The sequence below is a fragment of the Bacteroides nordii genome (assembly GCF_019930665.1).
Lineage (GTDB): Bacteria > Bacteroidota > Bacteroidia > Bacteroidales > Bacteroidaceae > Bacteroides > Bacteroides nordii.
Window position 1 is genome coordinate 2,194,889 of sequence record NZ_CP082886.1, and the last position, 19,330, is coordinate 2,214,218.

General features: G+C 39.1%; 15 protein-coding genes. 14 read left to right on the plus strand and 1 reads right to left on the minus strand.

Annotated elements, in window-relative coordinates; all coding sequences use genetic code 11:
- Positions 1-75: 75 nt before the first annotated feature.
- From K8P02_RS08665 to K8P02_RS08695, 7 genes are all read left to right on the plus strand, one after another.
- Positions 76-1,329 (plus strand): BamA/TamA family outer membrane protein, encoded by a 1,254-nt coding sequence (locus K8P02_RS08665; RefSeq protein ID WP_122202153.1) that lies wholly within the window; start codon positions 76-78, stop codon positions 1,327-1,329.
- Positions 1,330-1,453: 124 nt separating this feature from the next.
- Positions 1,454-2,203, plus strand: coding sequence for a TolC family protein (locus tag K8P02_RS08670; RefSeq protein ID WP_025866431.1), 750 nt, complete (start codon positions 1,454-1,456; stop codon positions 2,201-2,203).
- Positions 2,204-2,214: 11 nt separating this feature from the next.
- Positions 2,215-4,455: a GumC family protein gene (locus K8P02_RS08675; RefSeq protein ID WP_025866432.1), complete on the plus strand. Its 2,241-nt coding sequence runs from the start codon at positions 2,215-2,217 to the stop codon at positions 4,453-4,455.
- A complete protein-coding gene (locus K8P02_RS08680) occupies positions 4,439-5,803 on the plus strand; it encodes an O-antigen ligase family protein (RefSeq protein WP_044157805.1) in 1,365 nt (454 codons plus the stop codon). The genes K8P02_RS08675 and K8P02_RS08680 overlap by 17 nt, the downstream gene beginning before the upstream one ends.
- Positions 5,794-6,699, plus strand: coding sequence for a glycosyltransferase family 2 protein (locus tag K8P02_RS08685; protein ID WP_044157808.1), 906 nt, complete (start codon positions 5,794-5,796; stop codon positions 6,697-6,699). Before K8P02_RS08680 ends, K8P02_RS08685 begins: the two co-directional genes overlap by 10 nt.
- Before the next feature lie 18 nt (positions 6,700-6,717).
- Positions 6,718-7,884: a glycosyltransferase gene (locus K8P02_RS08690; RefSeq protein ID WP_025866435.1), complete on the plus strand. Its 1,167-nt coding sequence runs from the start codon at positions 6,718-6,720 to the stop codon at positions 7,882-7,884.
- 17 nt (positions 7,885-7,901) lie between these two features.
- Positions 7,902-9,011 carry a glycosyltransferase family 4 protein gene (locus K8P02_RS08695; RefSeq protein WP_025866436.1) on the plus strand — a complete coding sequence of 370 codons (1,110 nt, stop codon included), beginning with the start codon at positions 7,902-7,904 and terminating at the stop codon, positions 9,009-9,011.
- 212 nt (positions 9,012-9,223) lie between these two features.
- On the opposite strand, the gene K8P02_RS08700 is transcribed toward K8P02_RS08695, so the two are convergent.
- On the minus strand, positions 9,224-10,516 hold the full coding sequence (locus K8P02_RS08700) for an LruC domain-containing protein (RefSeq protein WP_025866437.1): 1,293 nt from the start codon (positions 10,514-10,516) through the stop codon (positions 9,224-9,226).
- A 951-nt stretch (positions 10,517-11,467) separates the two neighbouring features.
- On the opposite strand from K8P02_RS08700, the gene K8P02_RS08705 reads away from it, so the two are divergent.
- Genes K8P02_RS08705 through K8P02_RS08735 form a run of 7 tightly spaced genes read left to right on the plus strand, consistent with a single transcriptional unit; the run spans position 11,468 to position 19,325 of the window.
- Positions 11,468-12,418, plus strand: coding sequence for a glycosyltransferase family 2 protein (locus K8P02_RS08705; protein ID WP_025866438.1), 951 nt, complete (start codon positions 11,468-11,470; stop codon positions 12,416-12,418).
- 4 nt (positions 12,419-12,422) lie between these two features.
- On the plus strand, positions 12,423-13,901 hold the full coding sequence (locus tag K8P02_RS08710) for a lipopolysaccharide biosynthesis protein (protein ID WP_195351151.1): 1,479 nt from the start codon (positions 12,423-12,425) through the stop codon (positions 13,899-13,901).
- 11 nt (positions 13,902-13,912) lie between these two features.
- Complete coding sequence (locus K8P02_RS08715; RefSeq protein WP_195351149.1) at positions 13,913-15,049, plus strand: glycosyltransferase family 4 protein; 1,137 nt, start codon at positions 13,913-13,915, stop codon at positions 15,047-15,049.
- A 6-nt stretch (positions 15,050-15,055) separates the two neighbouring features.
- Positions 15,056-16,207: a glycosyltransferase family 4 protein gene (locus K8P02_RS08720; protein ID WP_223382224.1), complete on the plus strand. Its 1,152-nt coding sequence runs from the start codon at positions 15,056-15,058 to the stop codon at positions 16,205-16,207.
- Positions 16,208-16,211: 4 nt separating this feature from the next.
- Positions 16,212-17,267 (plus strand): glycosyltransferase family 2 protein, encoded by a 1,056-nt coding sequence (locus K8P02_RS08725; RefSeq protein WP_052353059.1) that lies wholly within the window; start codon positions 16,212-16,214, stop codon positions 17,265-17,267.
- Positions 17,264-18,112: a glycosyltransferase family 2 protein gene (locus K8P02_RS08730; protein ID WP_025866440.1), complete on the plus strand. Its 849-nt coding sequence runs from the start codon at positions 17,264-17,266 to the stop codon at positions 18,110-18,112. The genes K8P02_RS08725 and K8P02_RS08730 overlap by 4 nt, the downstream gene beginning before the upstream one ends.
- Before the next feature lie 13 nt (positions 18,113-18,125).
- Complete coding sequence (locus K8P02_RS08735; RefSeq protein ID WP_025866441.1) at positions 18,126-19,325, plus strand: glycosyltransferase family 2 protein; 1,200 nt, start codon at positions 18,126-18,128, stop codon at positions 19,323-19,325.
- Positions 19,326-19,330: the final 5 nt, after the last annotated feature.

The window sequence follows — 19,330 nt, forward strand, 5'->3', positions numbered from 1 at the left end:
AGATTTATTACCTATTCGACTGGAAACTATTCCGAATAAAACAGTTTTCTTTGCACCCTCATTCATAACGAGAATATGAAAAGATATATAATAGGTATATGCCTGGCGTTCATTCCCGCCATTACTCTTCTGGCACAAGAAGAGGGCATCACATTTTTAAAAGACGGCAAACTGGAAGTTAATACAGTATTTAATCCCGACAGTCTGAAACAGGATACCCTTCCTAAACTTTCCAAACGTGAATTACGCCGATTGCATGTGGCGAAACGAAATCTCCACTATAACATTCTGGGTGGTCCGAGTTACACTCCGGATTTTGGTTTTCTGATTGGCGGTAGTGCTCTCATGACTTTCCGTATAAATCCCAGTGATACCACACAGCAGCGCTCTGTTGTACCTATGGCTATTGCCTTTATGTTCAATGGCGGGCTAAATCTCTTCTCCAAACCTCAGTTATTTTTCAAAGGTGACCGTTTTCGTATCTTCGGACAGTTCAGCTATAAAAATACACAGGAGAATTTCTATGGCATAGGCTACACCACCAATAAAGATTATGTACGTAGTGACACCACCAGTCAGTATCGTTACAGTGGTATGCAGATCAACCCCTGGTTCCTTTTCCGTCTGGGCGAAAGTAATTTCTTTGCAGGTCCGCAGATAGATATCAATTACGATAAAATGAGCAAACCTGCAAAATACCTTGTAGACCAGCCTTCTTATATTGAAGCCGGCGGAACAGCTCATGGTTACAGTAACCTGAGTTCCGGTCTTGGTTTCCTGCTGACGTATGATACACGTGATATTCCAGCTAATGCATACCGGGGTATTTACCTTGATTTCCGCGGTGTCATGTATCAAAAGTTTTTCGGTAGTGACAACGAATTCTATCGTCTTGAAATAGACTATCGCCAATACAAAACAGTAGGCCGCCGTAAGGTGATCGCCTGGACTGCACAAACCAAAAATGTATTTGGAGATGTACCTCTGAATAAGTATGCCCTCAGTGGAACCCCATTTGACCTTCGCGGTTATTACATGGGACAGTATCGGGATAAATCTTCTCACGTCATTATGGGTGAGTATCGCCAGATGTTTAACACAGACAAGAGTACATGGATAAAGAAGATGGTCAGCCATATCGGCTTTGTAGCTTGGGGCGGATGCGGTTTCATGGGTCCTAATCCTACTAAAATCGAAGGTGTATTGCCCAATGCCGGAGTCGGATTACGTATCGAAGTGCAGCCCCGTATGAACGTCCGCCTCGACATCGGCCGTAATATGGTGAATAAACAAAATCTGTTCTACTTCAATATGACAGAAGCCTTCTAAACGAAGGCTATCTCCGTTTTTAATTAAAAAAAGAAAATAGAAGAAGCATAAAGAGCACAGAATAAAATAATTATCTATATTTGCGGTAGATTACACAATTAAATACAAGCAATTTAGGATAATTATGAAGCATTTTTGCTGTCTATATTCTTTTTCTATACTTCTTCTTTGTACAGTGCCTTCGTTAGTGAAGGCACAAGAGATGAATGATTATTCCAAAACGGAGTTAACAGATTACATCCAAATAACCCTACCCTCGCTTGATTTACTATTTGAGAATGCAAAAGGTGCTCCTACTTATGAACTCGCTCAAGTAAAGGAAGAAATAGAGCGTAAGTTATTAACGAAAGAGAAACGAGCTATTCTTAACTTCTTCAGTCTACGAGGTAGTTATCAATACGGTATGTTTGGTAATGAAGGCACATATACGGATGTTGCCATTGCTCCTTATCTTACTTATACAACTCAGGCACAAAGAGGTTATACTGTTGGTGCAGGAGTTAACATTCCCCTAGACGGTCTTTTCGATTTGAAAGCTCGTGTTAACCGACAGAAACTTGCAGTAAAAGGCGCCATGTTGGAAAAAGAAGTGAAGTATGAGGAAATGAAACGAGAGATAATCGATCTGTATGCTACTGCAAACTCACAACTAAGTGTCTTAAAACTACGAGCCGAAGCTTTAGAACTTGCTACTTTACAATATGAAATAGCAGAAAAAGATTTTACTAACGGAGCCATTGACTCCGGACAGCTATCTATAGAGAAACAGCGCCAATCCACTGCAATGGAAGCTTATGAAAAGAGCAAATTTGAACTTACCAAAAGTCTAATGATTCTTGAAGTTATTACTCGCACCCCTATTTTACGAAAATAAAAAAACATTTTATGGACTATATACTTTATATATTTCGTGCTCTATACCGTAAACGCTGGTGGATAATCCTGGGAACAGCTCTTTTTACTACTATTGTTATTTATAAAACCAAAGGTATGCGGGGTAGTTATAATGTAGAAGCTACTCTCTACACTGGTGTAGTATCGGGATATGGTATTGAAGAAAACAATGCCGGTGTCAACTGGGCCATCGCCCAAAATGCGATTGATAACCTTATTAATATTATCCAGTCGGAAAGTACTCTCAAGCGTGTATCTATGCGACTTTTCGCACGTATATTAGTAAAAGGAGACCCTAATAAGGATCAAAATGAAATAACATCTGCCAGTTATAATTATACCTATAATCACATGAAGAATAGTCCTCATGGTAAAGAATTAATAGCGCTTATAGACAAAAACAGCGAGGATAAAACCATGGAGAACTTCCTCAAATATGAGAAACCGGATAAGAATAACTATATATATGGCCTTTTCTATTACCAACATCCATACTACAGCTATGGTGCATTAAAAAGAATTCAAGTCGGACGTTTAGGTAATAGTGATTTATTGAAAATCAACTACTCTTCAGGAGATCCTGGTATTACCTATAACACAATTGAAATTCTAATGAAAGAGTTTGTTAATGAATATCGTATCTTACGCTATGGAGAAACAGATAAGGTTATTGAATATTTCAGGTCTGAGTTAAATCGTATTGGAAATGAACTTACAAATCATGAGGATGACCTTACTAAATATAATGTAGATAACCGCATTATAAACTATTATGATGAAACGAAAGAGATTGCCGCCATCAACAAAGAGTTTGAGCTTAGAGAACAAGATATAAGATTTAGCTATAATAGTTCTAAAGCTATGCTTGAAGAACTCGAGAAACAAATGGACAATAATACCCGCCAAGCTATCACAAATTTGAATTTGGTAGATAAGCTTAAACTGGCCTCTGATCTGACCGGGAAAATTACAGAAATGGAAACAATTTCTAAGAAAGAGGCTACTTCTGATGAGCAATTAACAGAATACAAAAATAAATTAACAGAAACCAGAAAAGAGTTATCTAATATTTCTAATCAATATATAGGTGATAAATATTCTAAAAGCGGACTTGCCCGGAATAATATTGTTGAGCAATGGCTTGACCAAACTCTTCTGTATGAAAAAGCTAAAGCAGAACTTGAAATAGCACAAAAGAGCCGTATTGATCTTAATGACAAATATCAATTCTTTGCTCCTGTAGGTACTACTCTGAAACGTAAAGAACGTGTAATCAACTTCTCTGAACAAAGCTATTTGACCAACCTAAAAAGTTATAATGATGCTCTGATGCGTAAAAAGAACCTTGAAATGACATCAGCTGCCCTAAAAGTGCTTAATCCACCAGCTTATCCTATATCTACAGAATCTACAAACCGTAGGAAAATTATCTACATGGCTTTTTTAGGTAGTTTCTTATTCTTAACAGGATTCTTTCTGCTGATTGAATTTATAGATCGTACCCTACGTGATTCAGTACGTACCCGTAAATTAACAGGTTGTCCGGTACTAAGTGATTTCCCAAACAATACACGTCTTACTCCTTATAGTAAAACATACGAAAATATTTCAACCCGTAATTTGAGTAATGGAGTCTTTCGCTTCTTTACCCAAAAAGAAGATGGTAAACCTTATATACTCAACCTGCTCAGCGTACGCGAAAAAGACGGTAAATCATATATCGGTGAGCATCTTGAAGAATATTGGATTAGTATCGGATTAAAGGTACGTCGTCTCTCACCAGAGGTAGACTATGTACCAAACTCCTCACGTTATATGCTTGCAAGTAATGTGAGCGAATTATATACTCCTGATAACGAAGACATTCTCATAGTAGAATATCCGGAATTGAGTCAATACAACATACCTACTCCATTGCTCCGTAATGCTCAATTGAACCTTATGATTGTTTCGGCTGATTATGGTTGGAAATCTACTGACAGAATACTGTTACACAAACTTGAATCACAAATTGGCGATAAACCATACATCTGTCTGAATCGTGCTCCAAGGTATGATATGGAAAATTTCACAGGTATGCTCCCACCTTATACTCCACTGAGAAAATTGCTTTATCGGTTGTCACAGTTGGCTCTAACCGAAAGTTTCATTCACTGGAGAAGTTACTTGAAGAAAAAGCAAAAAACACGTCCTGTCATTGCCAGCACAGACAACGATGACGATGATGAATGAAGATGAAATAAAATATAACTCAAGAGACAACCATTCAGCCTCCAGTTTCTATGTGTTGTTCTCTCTTCAATTCCTGATATTAGTTGCCAGCATGTTCATGAATGTCAAAACAGGTGTTTGTACATTATTGTTGGTACTTGTCATGACTCCATTCATCCTGATACGTTGTAGTACACAAGGCTATGATCTATCTCGTGCCCGAAACGGGATGGTACTTCTCTTTTCCCTGTCAGGTGTGTTTTACCTACTCGAGATAGGTAATCCCAATAATGTACAAGAAGCATGGAATATCGGTATTACACATTATTGGGTATACCCTTTTGCTCTTGCCTTGGTAGTCCCTGTTGCCATTCGTGACCGTAAAGGTATCGAATGGATATTATTCATTTGGTCTCTATTTGTACTGCTCGCTGCTTTCAAAGGATATTGGCAGAAAAGTCATGGATTCAATGAACGCGAGCGTTATTTTCTCTATGTTTTAGGAGGATTCCGTACACATATCATATGGTCCGGCATTCGCTATTTTTCCCTTTTTTCTGATGCAGCCAATTATGGGGTTCATTCAGCTATGGCTGCTACTACTTTTGCTATTTCTGCTTTTTTCGTCCGCCGCTTCTGGATGAAGATTTACTACATAATAATTACGTTAGGAGCTATTTATGGTATTGGAATATCGGGAACACGTGCAGCCGTAGCTGTACCTTTGGCTGGTATCATCACCTATGCACTTGTTTCTAAAAACTGGAAAAATATCAGTATCAGCCTTATTACAGTCATTGGAGTTTTCTCTTTTTTCTATTTTACAAATATTGGAGATAGCAATCAATATATTCGTAAAATGCGAACAGCTTTCCGTCCTACTCAAGATGCTTCTTATCTGGTACGCGTAGAAAATAGAAAAAAAATGAAAGAACTTATGGCAGAACGCCCTTTTGGTTACGGTATCAGTCTTTCAAAAGGTGAACGTTTTGCTCCCAAAGAATTAATGCCTTATCCTCCTGATTCCTGGCTGGTTAGCGTATGGATAGAAACGGGTATCGTTGGTTTAGTACTCTATCTTGTCATACATGGTGTACTTTTTGCTTGGTGTTCCTGGATATTATTATTCAGAATAATGAATAAACGTCTACGCGGGCTCTTGGCTGCCTGGCTTTGTATGAATGCTGGCTTCTTCGTCGCAGCATATGCTAATGATATAATGCAATATCCCAACTCCATCATTGTATATACCGGATTTGCCCTTTGTTTTGCGGGTCCATACATAGACAAAGTAATGCAGCAAGAAGAGAAAAAGGAGAAAGAAGATAAAGAGAAAAAAAAGAAAGATAAAGTCAATATATGGATATAAAAGACACACCAGTAATATCCTTTATCACCATCTGCTATAACGGGTTGGCAGATACATGTGCATTGATCGAATCACTTTATAATGTGATCCATTCAGTAAGTTATGAAATCATTGTTGTCGATAATGCATCCAGTCAGGACGAAGCGGCCGTTATTAAATCCCGCTATCCCTGGGTTACGACTATCCGCAGCCAGCAGAACTCAGGTTTTTCTGGTGGCAATAATCTTGGTATAAAAGCTGCTACAGGCCAGTATATCTTCCTGATAAACAATGACACTTACCTCATGGAGGATGGGCTACCGACTCTTATCGCACGTATCGAAAGCCAACCTGAAATTGGTGCCGTATCTCCCAAAATACGTTTTGCTTTTACTCCACAACACATTCAGTTTGCCGGTTTCACAGCATTAAGCACCATCACATTGCGAAATGAAGGAATCGGCTGTGGTTGTACGGATAATGGAGAGTTCGATATAGCCCATCCCAGCCCTTATCTGCATGGAGCTGCTATGCTTATCAAGCGTGAAGTAATAGAGCGTATCGGACCGATGCCTGAAATCTACTTCCTCTATTACGAAGAATTGGACTGGTGCACAGCCATGACCCGTGGTGGATATACACTATGGTATGAACCGCGTTGCACTGTATTTCATAAAGAGAGTCAGAGTACCGGACAGTTTAGTACGTTACGAACTTACTACCTGACCCGCAATCGTCTTCTCTATGCCTGGCGTAACCTGCAAGGCCCTGTCCGTCTGTTATCACTGATTTACCAAATGACACTTGCTGCCACCAAAAACAGCCTACAATTCCTCTTACAACGTCGTGGAAAACTGGCCGGAGCCGTATGGAAAGGAGTTTTTGCATTCATCGTTTTACCCAATAAAACAAACTAAAAGCCTATGAATACATTCATGACTATTATTGACTGGATATTGTTCATTCCATTGGCATTTTGCGTAGGTTATTTATTATTCTACGCTATAGCCTCGTGCTTTTATCGTTCACCACACTATCTTCTTCCACACAAGCAGAGGCGTTTTGTTGTACTCTTCCCTGCATATAAGGAAGATCGTGTGATTGTAAATGCTATACAAAATTTTCTCGGACAAGATTATCCGAAAGAGTTGTATGACGTCATTGTTATCTCTGATCAGATGCAACCCCAAACAAACGAGACACTAAGCCAGTTACCTATTTGCTTGTTAAAAGCCGATTATGCAGAGAGTTCCAAAGCCAAAGCTCTCATACTGGCAATGAATACTGTTGCCGATGAAGCCTATGACATTGTAGCTATATTGGACGCAGACAATATAACCACTTCAGATTTTCTGTCTCAGATAAACCGTGCTTTCGATACGGGTCTACATGCAGTACAAGCACGCCGTACCGGTAAGAATCTGAATACAGATATCGCCATTCTTGATTCTGTGAGTGAAGAAATTAATAATGGTATTTTCCGTAAAGGGCACAATGCTGTCGGACTTTCAGCCAGTCTCTCAGGTTCTGGTATGGCATTCGATGCAGAATGGTTTCGAAAAAACGTAAAATCATTACAAACAGCAGGTGAAGATAAAGAACTGGAAACATTGCTCTTGAAACAACGTATTTATACCGGATATTTACAACAGCTACCTGTTTATGATGAAAAAACCCAGCAAGCGGCTACCATTAAGAAACAACGCAAACGTTGGATCGCAGCTCAATTTGGTGCACTGATTACTGTATTGCCCGACTTACCCAAAGCATTATTACAGGGCAATCTGGACTATTGTGATAAAATTTTTCAGTGGATACTTCCCCCACGGTTGTTACAAATAGCAGCTGTTTTTGGCTTTACGCTAGTAGCACTTATCATTAATCCTACAGAAGCAGGTATCAAATGGGGGATCCTTACTCTTGCCCAGATAGCAGCTATGCTGTTGCCCATTCCCAAAAGATTGTATAATAAACAATTATTAAAGGCTATTTTCAAAATTCCCCAACTGGTGTTCATAATGACAGGAAATCTATTGAAGCTAAAAGGTGCAAACCGACAATTCATCCATACGGAACATGGAGAAGAGGCAAAGAAATCATAAATCATAATACATAAATCATGAAAATCGCTATTGAAGCCCAACGGATATTCCGACCTAACAAGCACGGAATGGATTTTGTAGCTCTGGAAACAATCAGGGAGTTACAGAAGATAGATCACGATAACGAATATTTTATTCTCGTCAGTCCAGGACCAGACCGTTGTCTGGATGAATCGGACAATGTTCACATCATTGAACTCCATTGTCTTTCTTATCCTCTATGGGAACAGATAGCACTGCCACGTGCTGTAGCACGTATCCGCCCAGATCTTCTACACTGTACCAGTAATACAGCTCCCGTCTGGTGTCCTGTACCACTTATTCTGACACTACATGACATTATATTTCTGGAAAAGCGACAATCATCCAGTCGTTCCCTGTATCAGGAAATGGGATGGCATTACCGTCGTCTTGTGGTACCACGCATTCTACAGAGATGCAAAAAAATAATTACTGTATCCAATTTTGAATGTAATCGTATCCGCGAAGCATTAGAACTTCCCCAAAATCTTTTGAAAGCAGTTTATAATGGATATAGCCCCCACTTCCGCCCACTTTCACCAGCACCAGAAATTACACATAAATATATTCCGGCAGATAATTACCTTTTCTTTCTTGGAAATACAGATCCCAAAAAGAATACTCCGCGTGTACTTAGAGCGTATAGTCGGTATCTGCAAAAATCAAAATGCAAACGCTCTCTGCTAATAGCCGACTTAAAAGAAGATGCTATAGATAAAATTCTTTCGACCGAAGGAATTGCTGAAATAAAACCATACCTTAGTTTCCCAGGCTATATACCGAATACCGATTTACCAGCCTTATACAATGGCGCTTTCGCTTTTTTATATCCTTCATTACGTGAGAGCTTCGGTATTCCTATGCTCGAATCTATGGCATGTGGTACACCCATTATTGCAGGAAACACTTCGGCCATGCCCGAAATTGCCGGCGAAGGAGCATTACTTGCCAATCCACTGGATGAGAATGATATCACTCAAAAGCTATTATTGCTCGAAGAAGATGAGAATTTCTATTATCAACAAGTAAACTATGGTTTAGAACGCGTTAAACAGTTTTCCTGGAGAAAAAGTGCGGAAGCATTGCAGAAAATATACCTACTTTAAAGGATGGAGAGTTGTTCGATCACTCTGCACAGTACTTCTCCTGATTGATAGAAAAGTTGTACGGAACAGAATTGAAATATCGGTCAAAGCAATATACACCGACGCAGGTGCGGAATAATTACAGAAGCATAGGAAAGCCATGAGAGAGTTATATGAATTATGATTTATTAGCGCTATATACCACATGGCATAAATCATAATTCATAATTCATTTACCAAGTTGCTACTTGTCCAGTTACAGGATTCTTGTACCAATTTGCATAAAAGTCATCTCCACTAGACTCAACCCAAGCCTTAAAACCCTTGTATGCTTTGTTTATATCTACCTTTTCAAGAGGAAACTGAAAATCTTTTATTACTTTCATTCCCCATACCAAATTCTTATCTGTTGAATATGCCATATCCGGATTCATCACAATATCTTTGCTGGTAGCTGCATCAGTTGTATAAGCAGTGTAAAGGGATGTAGGCTGATAGCCACGCAAGTGTATTTCACGATTTCTCGTAGTAACAAGAAAAAGATCCTGATTTATAACACTGGATGCCTGAGCAAAACCGGTACTTGCTTCGGCACTTCCACCCTTCTTTGTATAAATGGAGAAATTCACAGTAGCTGCCTTCTGAACATTATGCTCTTCTGTATTATAAAAGTCTTTTCCATTTTTCAACTCTTTCAGTCCTTCTATCAGGAAGACAGGAGCAACATCGCCCTGATCATTATCGGCAAGTTTCACAGTGAGCCCGTTTTGTGTTACATCTTCAAAGTCAGCGATGTGGCGTTGAAGTAGTTGCCCGTAAATATTACCCGTAAAAGTTAATCCGAGTTTAGATGGGAGATTACCTCCGATAGCACGAATTGTTACTGATACATCTATACGTTCATTCTGATATTGCGCTTCATTTCCGGTAGAAACATGAGTTGCAATGGAGTAATCGGCTACCAGGTCATTAAAGTCATAATCGCCTAAATCTGGCCAGCTATCTTCAAATACCAATGTTCCGGAATTAATAATAACGGCTAATCCTTTTTCATCCTTTCCTACTTCAAAATGATACATTCCGTACAGCATATTTTCTCCAACAGGCAGAATTGTTTCTTCTTTAGCGGCACGACTTGACGGTATGACTTCTGCCAAGTCTACTTTTACAACTTTGGTTTCGGTTGCACTAATGGGATACTCCAAATAGAGTACATTGTTGGCAGTAGGAATATCTACTGTTACTCGCGTTACCTGTTCTGGAAATACAGAGAGTTTAGCTTTCAAAGAGGATTCCGAACAGTCGGCATCAGCATAGACCCAAAGTACAGACTCTTCGGGAGCATTTACTTCAAGGGTCACACCACGCGTTACAATCCAACCAAAATCAGCAGGAATATTTAATTCTGCAGTCTTCTCCTCCAGATCGGTAGGCAGGGATAAGTCTTTACCATCATTTACACAAGCGGTAAACGTGAAAGCTATTCCAAACAAGGAATACAATACCCAATAATTTACTTTCATCATTACTTAATTATAAAGTTGTTTTGTTTTAGGACACAAAGATAGGTATTTTGTTGTATATTCTATTTATAAAAGTTGATTATTTTATTCAAAATAGAAACACGAGTTCGTCCACTCACTCGGATTTTCCGCTACTGGGGCCGAAACCATTTTCGTACACTCTATTAAAACCAACTATTTATAGAGAATATATTTTTAATAAAAGTTAATGAGTAGAACTCTCATCCTCTTTACTCCATTTTCTGTTTTCATAACAATTGATAATTATTTCCGTTTTCATGTTTATGCAAATTGTTGTATCTTATGAATATTCAGTTTGTTCCTCGGTGAGAAACGACCTGTTTCTCGTAGAGTTTCGACCCGATCTCCGTAGAGAAACAAGGCGATTCTCGTAGAGGAAAAATAAAGATAGATAACATATTGATTTACAGCATTTTGACAGAGTATTAAAATGTTATATATTTTCAATATCTAAACAATCTTTTTATCTATTTATTTAGCATTTATATGTATCCAAAATCACAACATGTTTCGGATCTTTTGTATATAATCCCGGGCATAAAGCTGTTGTTTTGTGAATCAGGCTGTAATTCAGACGCAATAACTTATTAGTAATATATTAATCACTATGAAAAAGTGCTTCCTCTCAACTTCATATTTTTTCAGAAAATACAATTTTATTTCTTTGTTATGATTCTTGGCTAGACGTACACACATGAAAAAAGCAATATTTTCAATTGTTTGTCACGCACAGGCGATATCCATACATTTGACGATGTTATTCAAACTCCTTTATTGAACATAAAAAAATCCGAATACACGGATGAAAAGACTATTAAAGAAATATATCCAACTAATACACACGGGCATTAGCATAACCGGAAAATTATGAATAGGAATTTGGCTATGAAAAGATTTCTATCTACATTTGCTTACTTATTATATATACTTAAAATGAAGCAAACAAATACAGAAAAAGATACTCCGAAAGTTAGTGTAATCATTCCCGTATATAATACAGAAAAATATTTACAATTAGCAATAGAAAGTATTTGTCAGCAAACACTATATGAACTGGAGATAATCATTGTGGATGATGGTTCAACAGACAGAAGCCCCGACATATTGCACCAGTTAGCTGAACAAGATCATCGGATACAAGTATACAAACAAAAGAATCAAGGGCCATCTGTAACCCGGAATACAGGAATGGAATATGCTAAAGGACAGTATATCTATTTTATGGATAGTGATGACCGACTCGAAACCAATGCGCTTGAGCTTTGTTATCAAAAATGTGAAACAGAATATTTGGATTTTGTTTTTTTTGACGCTGAGAATTTTAGTGAGGAAATAACTGAAAATCTGCCAGCTTTAACCTATTCGCACACAAAAGAATTGGAAGACAAAACTTATGGAGGATGTGAAATGCTAAGCATTCAGGTGAAAAAACATCAGTTTACCCCTTCTCCGTGTCTCAATTTTATCCGTCGCTCATTTTTGCAGAAACATGCATTAAAATTCTATCCACATATTCTGCATGAAGACCAACTATTCACTTCATTACTCTATTTACAGGCTCAAAATGTAGGATTTATTAAACGAAATCTCTTTCATCGCAGACTACGTCCGAGCTCTATTATGACCAGCCGTTTCGCTTGGAAAAACATGTCAAGTTACTTAACTGTAGTATATGAGTTGAACTATTTCGGTCAAAAACAAAGCCATGAAATTCAGAAAACAATCCATCTTTTTCTTTCTCAGATGCTCGATGCCGCTGTATGGCAGGCACATGCACTGCCACTACAACAACGAATCAAACTCCTCATCCTCTGCCTGACGAAATACAGAAAATATGTCACACCACGCACACTGGCAGTACTAATGATAAAAAGAAAGAAATAGCTCTATGACAAGTAACCTCAAACAACAGCTTTTCTCCGGTGTATTCTATACCGCCCTTGCCAAATACAGCGGTATTATCATTTCCCTTGTGGTGGCCGGAGTGCTGGCACGGCTCCTCTCACCAGACGATTTTGGTATAGTTGCCATCGCTACAGTCATCATCGCCTTCTTCAGTATCTTTACTGATATGGGCATCTCCCCTGCCATTATACAAGATAAAACACTGACCGAACATGAACTGTCTGACATCTTTTCATTCACCCTCTGGATGGGAATAGGGCTATCAGTACTCTTCTTTGCCGCCTCGTGGCCCATTGCTGCCTATTATGACAGCCCAATCTTGCGCATCTTATGCCAATTGCTCTGTGTCAACCTCTTTTTTGCCTCTGCCAACATAGTGCCCAATGCACTGTTTTATAAAAATAAAGAGTTTAAGTTCATCGCCCTGCGTAGCTTCGGTATACAAATGGCGAGTGGCGCAGCTGCAGTCACCGCTGCTCTGAGTGGTGCCGGACTGTATGCATTAATAATCAGTCCAATTCTTTCCAGTATACTGATATTCGGTATATCAATTAAACGTTATCCTCAGCATGCCTCGCTAACGTTGGGATTGAAAGCCATTCGCAAAATATTTTCCTACTCTGCCTATCAATTCCTGTTCAATGTCATCAACTACTTCAGCAGAAACCTGGACAAGCTATTAATTGGCAAGTACATGGGTATGTCTCAGCTGGGCTATTATGAAAAATCCTACAGATTGATGATGCTTCCGCTTCAGAATATCACGCAAGTAATTACACCGGTAATGCATCCCATTTTCAGTGATTATCAGAATGACCTGCAACGCCTCGGCTCTGCCTACGAACGTATTATGCGCTTGCTTGCTTTTATCGGGATACCACTCAGCGTATTGTTATTTTTCACAGCCAAAGAAGTTACCCTTATCATCTTCGGAGATCAGTGGTTACCCTCTGTACCTGTATTCCGTATTCTCACCCTCTCGGTGGGAGTACAGATTATCCTCTCCTCGTCCGGAAGTATCTTTCAAGCAGCGGGAGATACGCGTAGCCTGTTTATCTGTGGATTATTCTCGTCCCTGCTCAACGTAAGTGGTATGTTGCTGGGCATTTTTTGGTTTGGCACACTCGAAGCAGTGGCATGGTGCATTGTCATTACATTTTGTATCAACTTCATCCAATGCTATTGGCAGATGTACCGCATCACACTCAAACGAAGCATGTGGACACTGTTGCGACAATTCGTGTCACCTATTATTGTGAGTATGCTTATTGCTGCCACGCTGCTACCGCTACACTATCTTACAGAGGGGAACAACATTTTTTTCACGTTACTATTGAAAAGTATTATAAGTTTCCTTATCTTTGGGCTGTACATACAGACCACACACGAATATGATCTGATAAGAAAAGCACGCGGGCTGGTCGGAAAACTAAGAAAAAAAATAAACGATACAAACAAGTAACAAAGCAAACAATGAAAATATTGTTTCTTATCTTTCACGGATTTGATGAAGCCAATGGCATCAGCAAGAAAATTCGTTATCAGGTGAAGGCATTGCGTGAGTGTGGGGCCGATGTACGTGTGTGCTACTATGACATTGCTCCTAACGGACATCGTCAATGGTTAGTAAATGAAGAAGTTATTGCAGATCTGGGAAAAGGTGAAATAGCTAAAATAAAGAAACGTGTGTACTTTAAACCGATCTATGAATATGCACAAAATGAAAGTATCGATTTAGTTTATATTCGCTCATTCCACAACGCCAATCCGTTTACTATTCATCTGATAAAGCAGTTGAAGACTATGGGAGCGCGTGTCATAATGGAAATCCCGACTTATCCTTATGACCAGGAATATGTCACTCCCGGTATGAAAGTTTACCTTACCATAGACCGACATTTCCGACATAAATTAGCCAGAGAACTGGATGCAATTATTACATTTTCTGATAAAGAAAAAATATTCGGAGTTCCTACCATTCGTATATCCAATGGTATTGATTTTGATGCTATACCTTTGAAACAACACATAAACGATACCTCCCACGAACTACATCTGATCGGAGTGGCCGAAGTACATTACTGGCATGGTTTTGACCGTCTGATACAAGGATTAGCGGAGTATTATCTTCAAGAGCAATCCTACAAGGTATTTTTTCACATTGTAGGTCAATTAAGTGGTGAACGCGAACGACAAGAGATAATACCAGCTATCTACAACAACGGACTAACACCTTACGTGATACTTCATGGTGCACGCTATGGTAAAGAACTGGACGAACTTTTCGAGCAGGCTGATCTAGGGATCGGAAGCTTAGGACGCCATCGAAGCGGGATTGACAAAATAAAAGTATTAAAAAACAGGGAATACGCTGCCCGCGGATTAGCTTTCACATATTCGGAAACGGATGAAGACTTTGACAATATGCCATACGTATGGAAAGTGCCTGCAAATGAGACTTCTATGGATATACAAAAGTTAATAGAGTTTCATCAGAGCATCCATCTCCAACCAATAGAAATACGGAATTCTATAGCTAACCTATCATGGAAACATCAGATGCAGGAAGTGATAAACCAGATTTCACTAATGACTACTCATAATGCTTAAACAGATATGACGAACACTCCCCTTAAATTAGTTTATTGTATCCCCTCTTTACATATTCCGGGTGGTATGGAACGGGTGTTGACCATTAAAGCCAACTATTTTGCAGAAGTGTACGGATATGACATATCTATCATTCTTACTGATGGCGAAGGCCAAAAAACGTTTTATGAACTCTCCCCTAAAATCCATATTATCCATCTGAATCTGAACTTCAATCAGATGTGGGATCAGCCTTTTTACAAAAAGCTCTGGATCTATCTGAAAAAACAAAGACTTTACAAGAAACGATTGACCCGATGCCTGACAGAAATCCAGCCGGATATCACAATCTCTATGCTACGAAGAGAAATCAACTTTATCACTTCCATACACGACGGGAGTATAAAGATAGGCGAGATACACGTTAATAAGGATAATTTCCGCGACTTTGCAGAAGAAGGTATGAGTGGTTTTATCAAAAAAGGATTGGCCAAAATATGGATGTGGCAACTTAAACAAAAGCTAAAAAAATTATCCCGTTTCGTCGTGCTGACAGAAGAAGACCGTGTCAAATGGAGTGGCCTGAATAATACAGCTGTCATCCATAATCCACTCCCTTTCTATCCGGACCAGACATCGGACTGCTCAAAAAAAGAGGTCATTGCTGTGGGTAGATATTGTTATCAAAAAGGATTTGACCTTCTGATAGAGGCATGGCGAATTGTGGCCGAAAAATATCCAGAATGGAACCTGCGAATCTATGGAGGCGGAGAGCAGGACGAGTATCTCCAGTTGAAAGAACGATACAGACTAACCTCCCTTTACATAGAAAGACAGACACAAGAGATTGTAAACAAGTATTGTGAAAGTTCTATCTTTGTACTATCCTCACGCTTTGAAGGATTTGGTATGGTGATTGCCGAAGCAATGGCTTGCGGTCTCCCTGTGGTCTCTTTTGCCTGCCCATGTGGGCCGCGCGATATCATCCATGAAGGAAAAGATGGTTTTCTGATCAAAAACGGAAACATTACACAAATGGCCGAAAAGATAATGTACTTGATAGAACAGGATGACATTAGAAAAAAAATGGGATATCATGCACGTGCTGATATAGAACGCTTTAAGATAGAGAACATTGCCAGTCAATGGAAGTCATTATTTGAAAAAATTATAAGATAAGATAATGTATAAAGTAACAATCGCTATCCCTCTGTATAATGCCGAGAGATACATACAGGAGACTTTACTTTCGGCTTTAGAGCAGACGTTTGAAAGTATTGAGATTCTTATCATCGATGACAAAAGCACAGACGGTAGTATTTCTATCGTTAAGAATTTTCAGCAAACACATCCTCATGGAAAGAATATACGAATTTGCTCCCATAAAACCAATCAAGGAGTAGCAATGGCACGAAATACAGCTATTGCAAACGCTATGGGAGAATATTTCTTTTTTCTGGATAGTGATGATTTAATAACTCCCGACTGTATATCATTATTGTATGAAACAGCTCAAACAAACGGAAGTGATGTAACCATTGGATCGTACAAAGAAACACATTATAAAGATTTCAAAGAGAAAGTGTTCCGTTTTTCATATCAAAACATGAAGGGGAAAGATAAATTTATATCCTTTTTATATAGTTATCCCTATTATCCACCCTACAAAACAATATGGAACACTCTGTTTAAACTGTCATTCTTAACTGAGAAGAGACTGAAATTTGACAACATAAGAAAATGTGAAGATACACTTTTCATTGCCCAAATGGCCCCTGAGGTCGAGTCCTATACAACTATTTCTGACATCACATATATGTATAATAAACGGGAAGGATCATTGTGTCAATATAATCCAAGAACAACAATACCGGCAGAGGAAATAGAATTACAAACGTATGTCAGAATACGAATAAAAAATATTGCAACCCAATATATTGATAATACTTATGGAGAACATTTCATGACACACGCTATGATGAGCAGTTTTGAAGCCGCATGTATAATATTAAATAAGAAAAAGTTAATTGTTCCTCGGGAAGTAGCTGACTCAACTGCAAAACAACTATTAGATCATCCATTAAATCTTAATAAAATAAGATACTTTAAAAAATACAAAAAAATAAACATTGTCTGGATGTTGTTAGGCAAACTGCCCTATAGCATACAAAAGCCATGTTTGATATGTTTCCAATATGGAATAAAATGGTATAGAAAATTAAAACATAGAATGAGATGAAATGGTATACCAAGTACTTGCAGGTTTATGAAAAACCATTTGTAGATGCGCCACAATCTGTTATTGACGAAGTACGCAACAAGTTGGCAAAACTGCAAAGTAACCAACCAGTAGTTACAGTCTCTTTGATCGGCTACAACGAGGAGAAACGCCTGTTGGCATGCCTCTGGTCTCTGAGCGAGATGATATGTAAATATCCGGTAGAAATCATTGGAGTAGACAATGAATCTACAGACCGTACAGCAGAAATATATCAGGCTACAGGGATACCTTATTATACAGAAAACCAGCATAGTTGTGGCTTTGCCAGACTCTGCGGGCTAAATAATGCCAAAGGAAAATATCATATTAACATAGACTCTGATACTTTATACCCACCTCATTATGTAGAAACGATGATAAAGGTACTGGAGAAACCAGGAGTAGTGGCAGTAAGCTCATTATGGAGCTATATCCCTGATAAAAATCATTCTTGGATAGGCCTTAAATTCTATGAGTTTGCAAGAGATGTACATTTGTATTTGCAATCTTTCAAACGTCCGGAATTAAGTGTTCGGGGACTGGTTTTTGCATACCGCACAGATTATGCCCGCCAGGTAGGTATACGCACAGATATACGACGTGGTGAAGACGGCTCTCTGGCGTTGGGATTAAAAAAATATGGAAAAATAGTATTTGTACGTAAACGTAAAGCACGTGCCGTGACAGGATATGGTACCATCAGTGCCGATGGTTCATTACTGAATAGTTTTAAGGTACGCGTCCTATATGCACTGAAAGGAATCGGTGGAATTTTCTCTAAAAAAGAGGTATACAAAGATGAAGATTCTAATTTGATAAAATAAAGATACTTACTATATGAATACTCTTTGGATTGAAATCATCTTTTGGATAGCCCTCTTCATCGTGTTCTACACGTATCTGGGCTATGGTATCGTTCTCTACCTGCTCGTAAAGCTGAAAGAGCTTTTGATAAAACCAATAAAGCGAAAACTGCCCGAAGACAGTACACTGCCCGAAGTAACGCTCTTTATCACTGCTTTCAACGAAGAAGAGGTGGTGGACGAAAAGATGAAAAATTCTCTCGAACTGGACTATCCAGAGGATAAACTACACATCGTATGGGTGACAGATGGTAGTAATGACGGAACAAACGAACAGCTACGCACTCGTTGGGAAGGAAAAGCCACCGTACTCTTCCAACCCGAACGACAAGGAAAAACTGCTGCGATGAACCGGGGTATGAAGTTGATAAACACGCCTATTGTAGTGTTTACTGATGCCAATACGATGGTAAACCAGGAGGCTATCCGCGAAATCGTATTGGCGTTTGAGGATACACGCGTAGGCTGTGTGGCCGGAGAGAAACGAATTGCCGTACAAACACGGGATGGTGCAGCTGCCGGAGGAGAAGGTATCTACTGGAAATATGAATCAACCCTGAAAGCCTTGGATGCACGACTGTACTCGGCCGTAGGAGCGGCTGGAGAACTGTTTGCCGTACGCCGGGAATTGTTTGAAGAGATGGAGCAGGATACATTACTGGACGACTTCATCCTCTCACTGCGTATTGCCATGCAAGGACATACAATCGCTTATTGTACAGAAGCATACGCTATCGAAAGCGGATCGGCAGATATGCACGAAGAAGAAAAACGAAAAGTACGCATCGCTGCCGGAGGTCTGCAATCTATCTGGAGACTGCGCCCGTTGCTGAATCCGTTCCGCTATGGGATACTGAGTTTCCAATATGTATCGCACCGGGTACTACGATGGTCGCTCACTCCCATACTGTTGTTTCTGTTATTGCCATTCAATACGCTATTACTGTGTATGGGAGCTTCGTGTGAGATCTACGGAACGATTCTGATACTTCAGATATTGTTCTACATTCTGGGACTTGGGGGGTATTACCTGTCAACACGACAGATAAAAAACAAACTGCTGTTTATTCCTTATTATTTTCTTTTTATGAACGTCAATGTACTGAAGGGAATAGGATATCTGAGGAAAAAACGTGGAACCGGTGCGTGGGAAAAGGCTAAAAGAGGGAAATAAATCCT

Bases quoted from the DNA above. Each gene is read 5' to 3' on its own strand.
- K8P02_RS08665 (WP_122202153.1), top strand. From the start codon at position 76: ATGAAAAGATATATAATAGGTATATGCCTGGCGTTCATTCCCGCCATT.
- K8P02_RS08670 (WP_025866431.1), top strand. From the start codon at position 1,454: ATGAAGCATTTTTGCTGTCTATATTCTTTTTCTATACTTCTTCTTTGT.
- K8P02_RS08675 (WP_025866432.1), top strand. From the start codon at position 2,215: ATGGACTATATACTTTATATATTTCGTGCTCTATACCGTAAACGCTGG.
- K8P02_RS08680 (WP_044157805.1), top strand. From the start codon at position 4,439: ATGACGATGATGAATGAAGATGAAATAAAATATAACTCAAGAGACAAC.
- K8P02_RS08685 (WP_044157808.1), top strand. From the start codon at position 5,794: ATGGATATAAAAGACACACCAGTAATATCCTTTATCACCATCTGCTAT.
- K8P02_RS08690 (WP_025866435.1), top strand. From the start codon at position 6,718: ATGACTATTATTGACTGGATATTGTTCATTCCATTGGCATTTTGCGTA.
- K8P02_RS08695 (WP_025866436.1), top strand. From the start codon at position 7,902: ATGAAAATCGCTATTGAAGCCCAACGGATATTCCGACCTAACAAGCAC.
- K8P02_RS08700 (WP_025866437.1), bottom strand. From the start codon at position 10,516: ATGATGAAAGTAAATTATTGGGTATTGTATTCCTTGTTTGGAATAGCT.
- K8P02_RS08705 (WP_025866438.1), top strand. From the start codon at position 11,468: ATGAAGCAAACAAATACAGAAAAAGATACTCCGAAAGTTAGTGTAATC.
- K8P02_RS08710 (WP_195351151.1), top strand. From the start codon at position 12,423: ATGACAAGTAACCTCAAACAACAGCTTTTCTCCGGTGTATTCTATACC.
- K8P02_RS08715 (WP_195351149.1), top strand. From the start codon at position 13,913: ATGAAAATATTGTTTCTTATCTTTCACGGATTTGATGAAGCCAATGGC.
- K8P02_RS08720 (WP_223382224.1), top strand. From the start codon at position 15,056: ATGACGAACACTCCCCTTAAATTAGTTTATTGTATCCCCTCTTTACAT.
- K8P02_RS08725 (WP_052353059.1), top strand. From the start codon at position 16,212: ATGTATAAAGTAACAATCGCTATCCCTCTGTATAATGCCGAGAGATAC.
- K8P02_RS08730 (WP_025866440.1), top strand. From the start codon at position 17,264: ATGAAATGGTATACCAAGTACTTGCAGGTTTATGAAAAACCATTTGTA.
- K8P02_RS08735 (WP_025866441.1), top strand. From the start codon at position 18,126: ATGAATACTCTTTGGATTGAAATCATCTTTTGGATAGCCCTCTTCATC.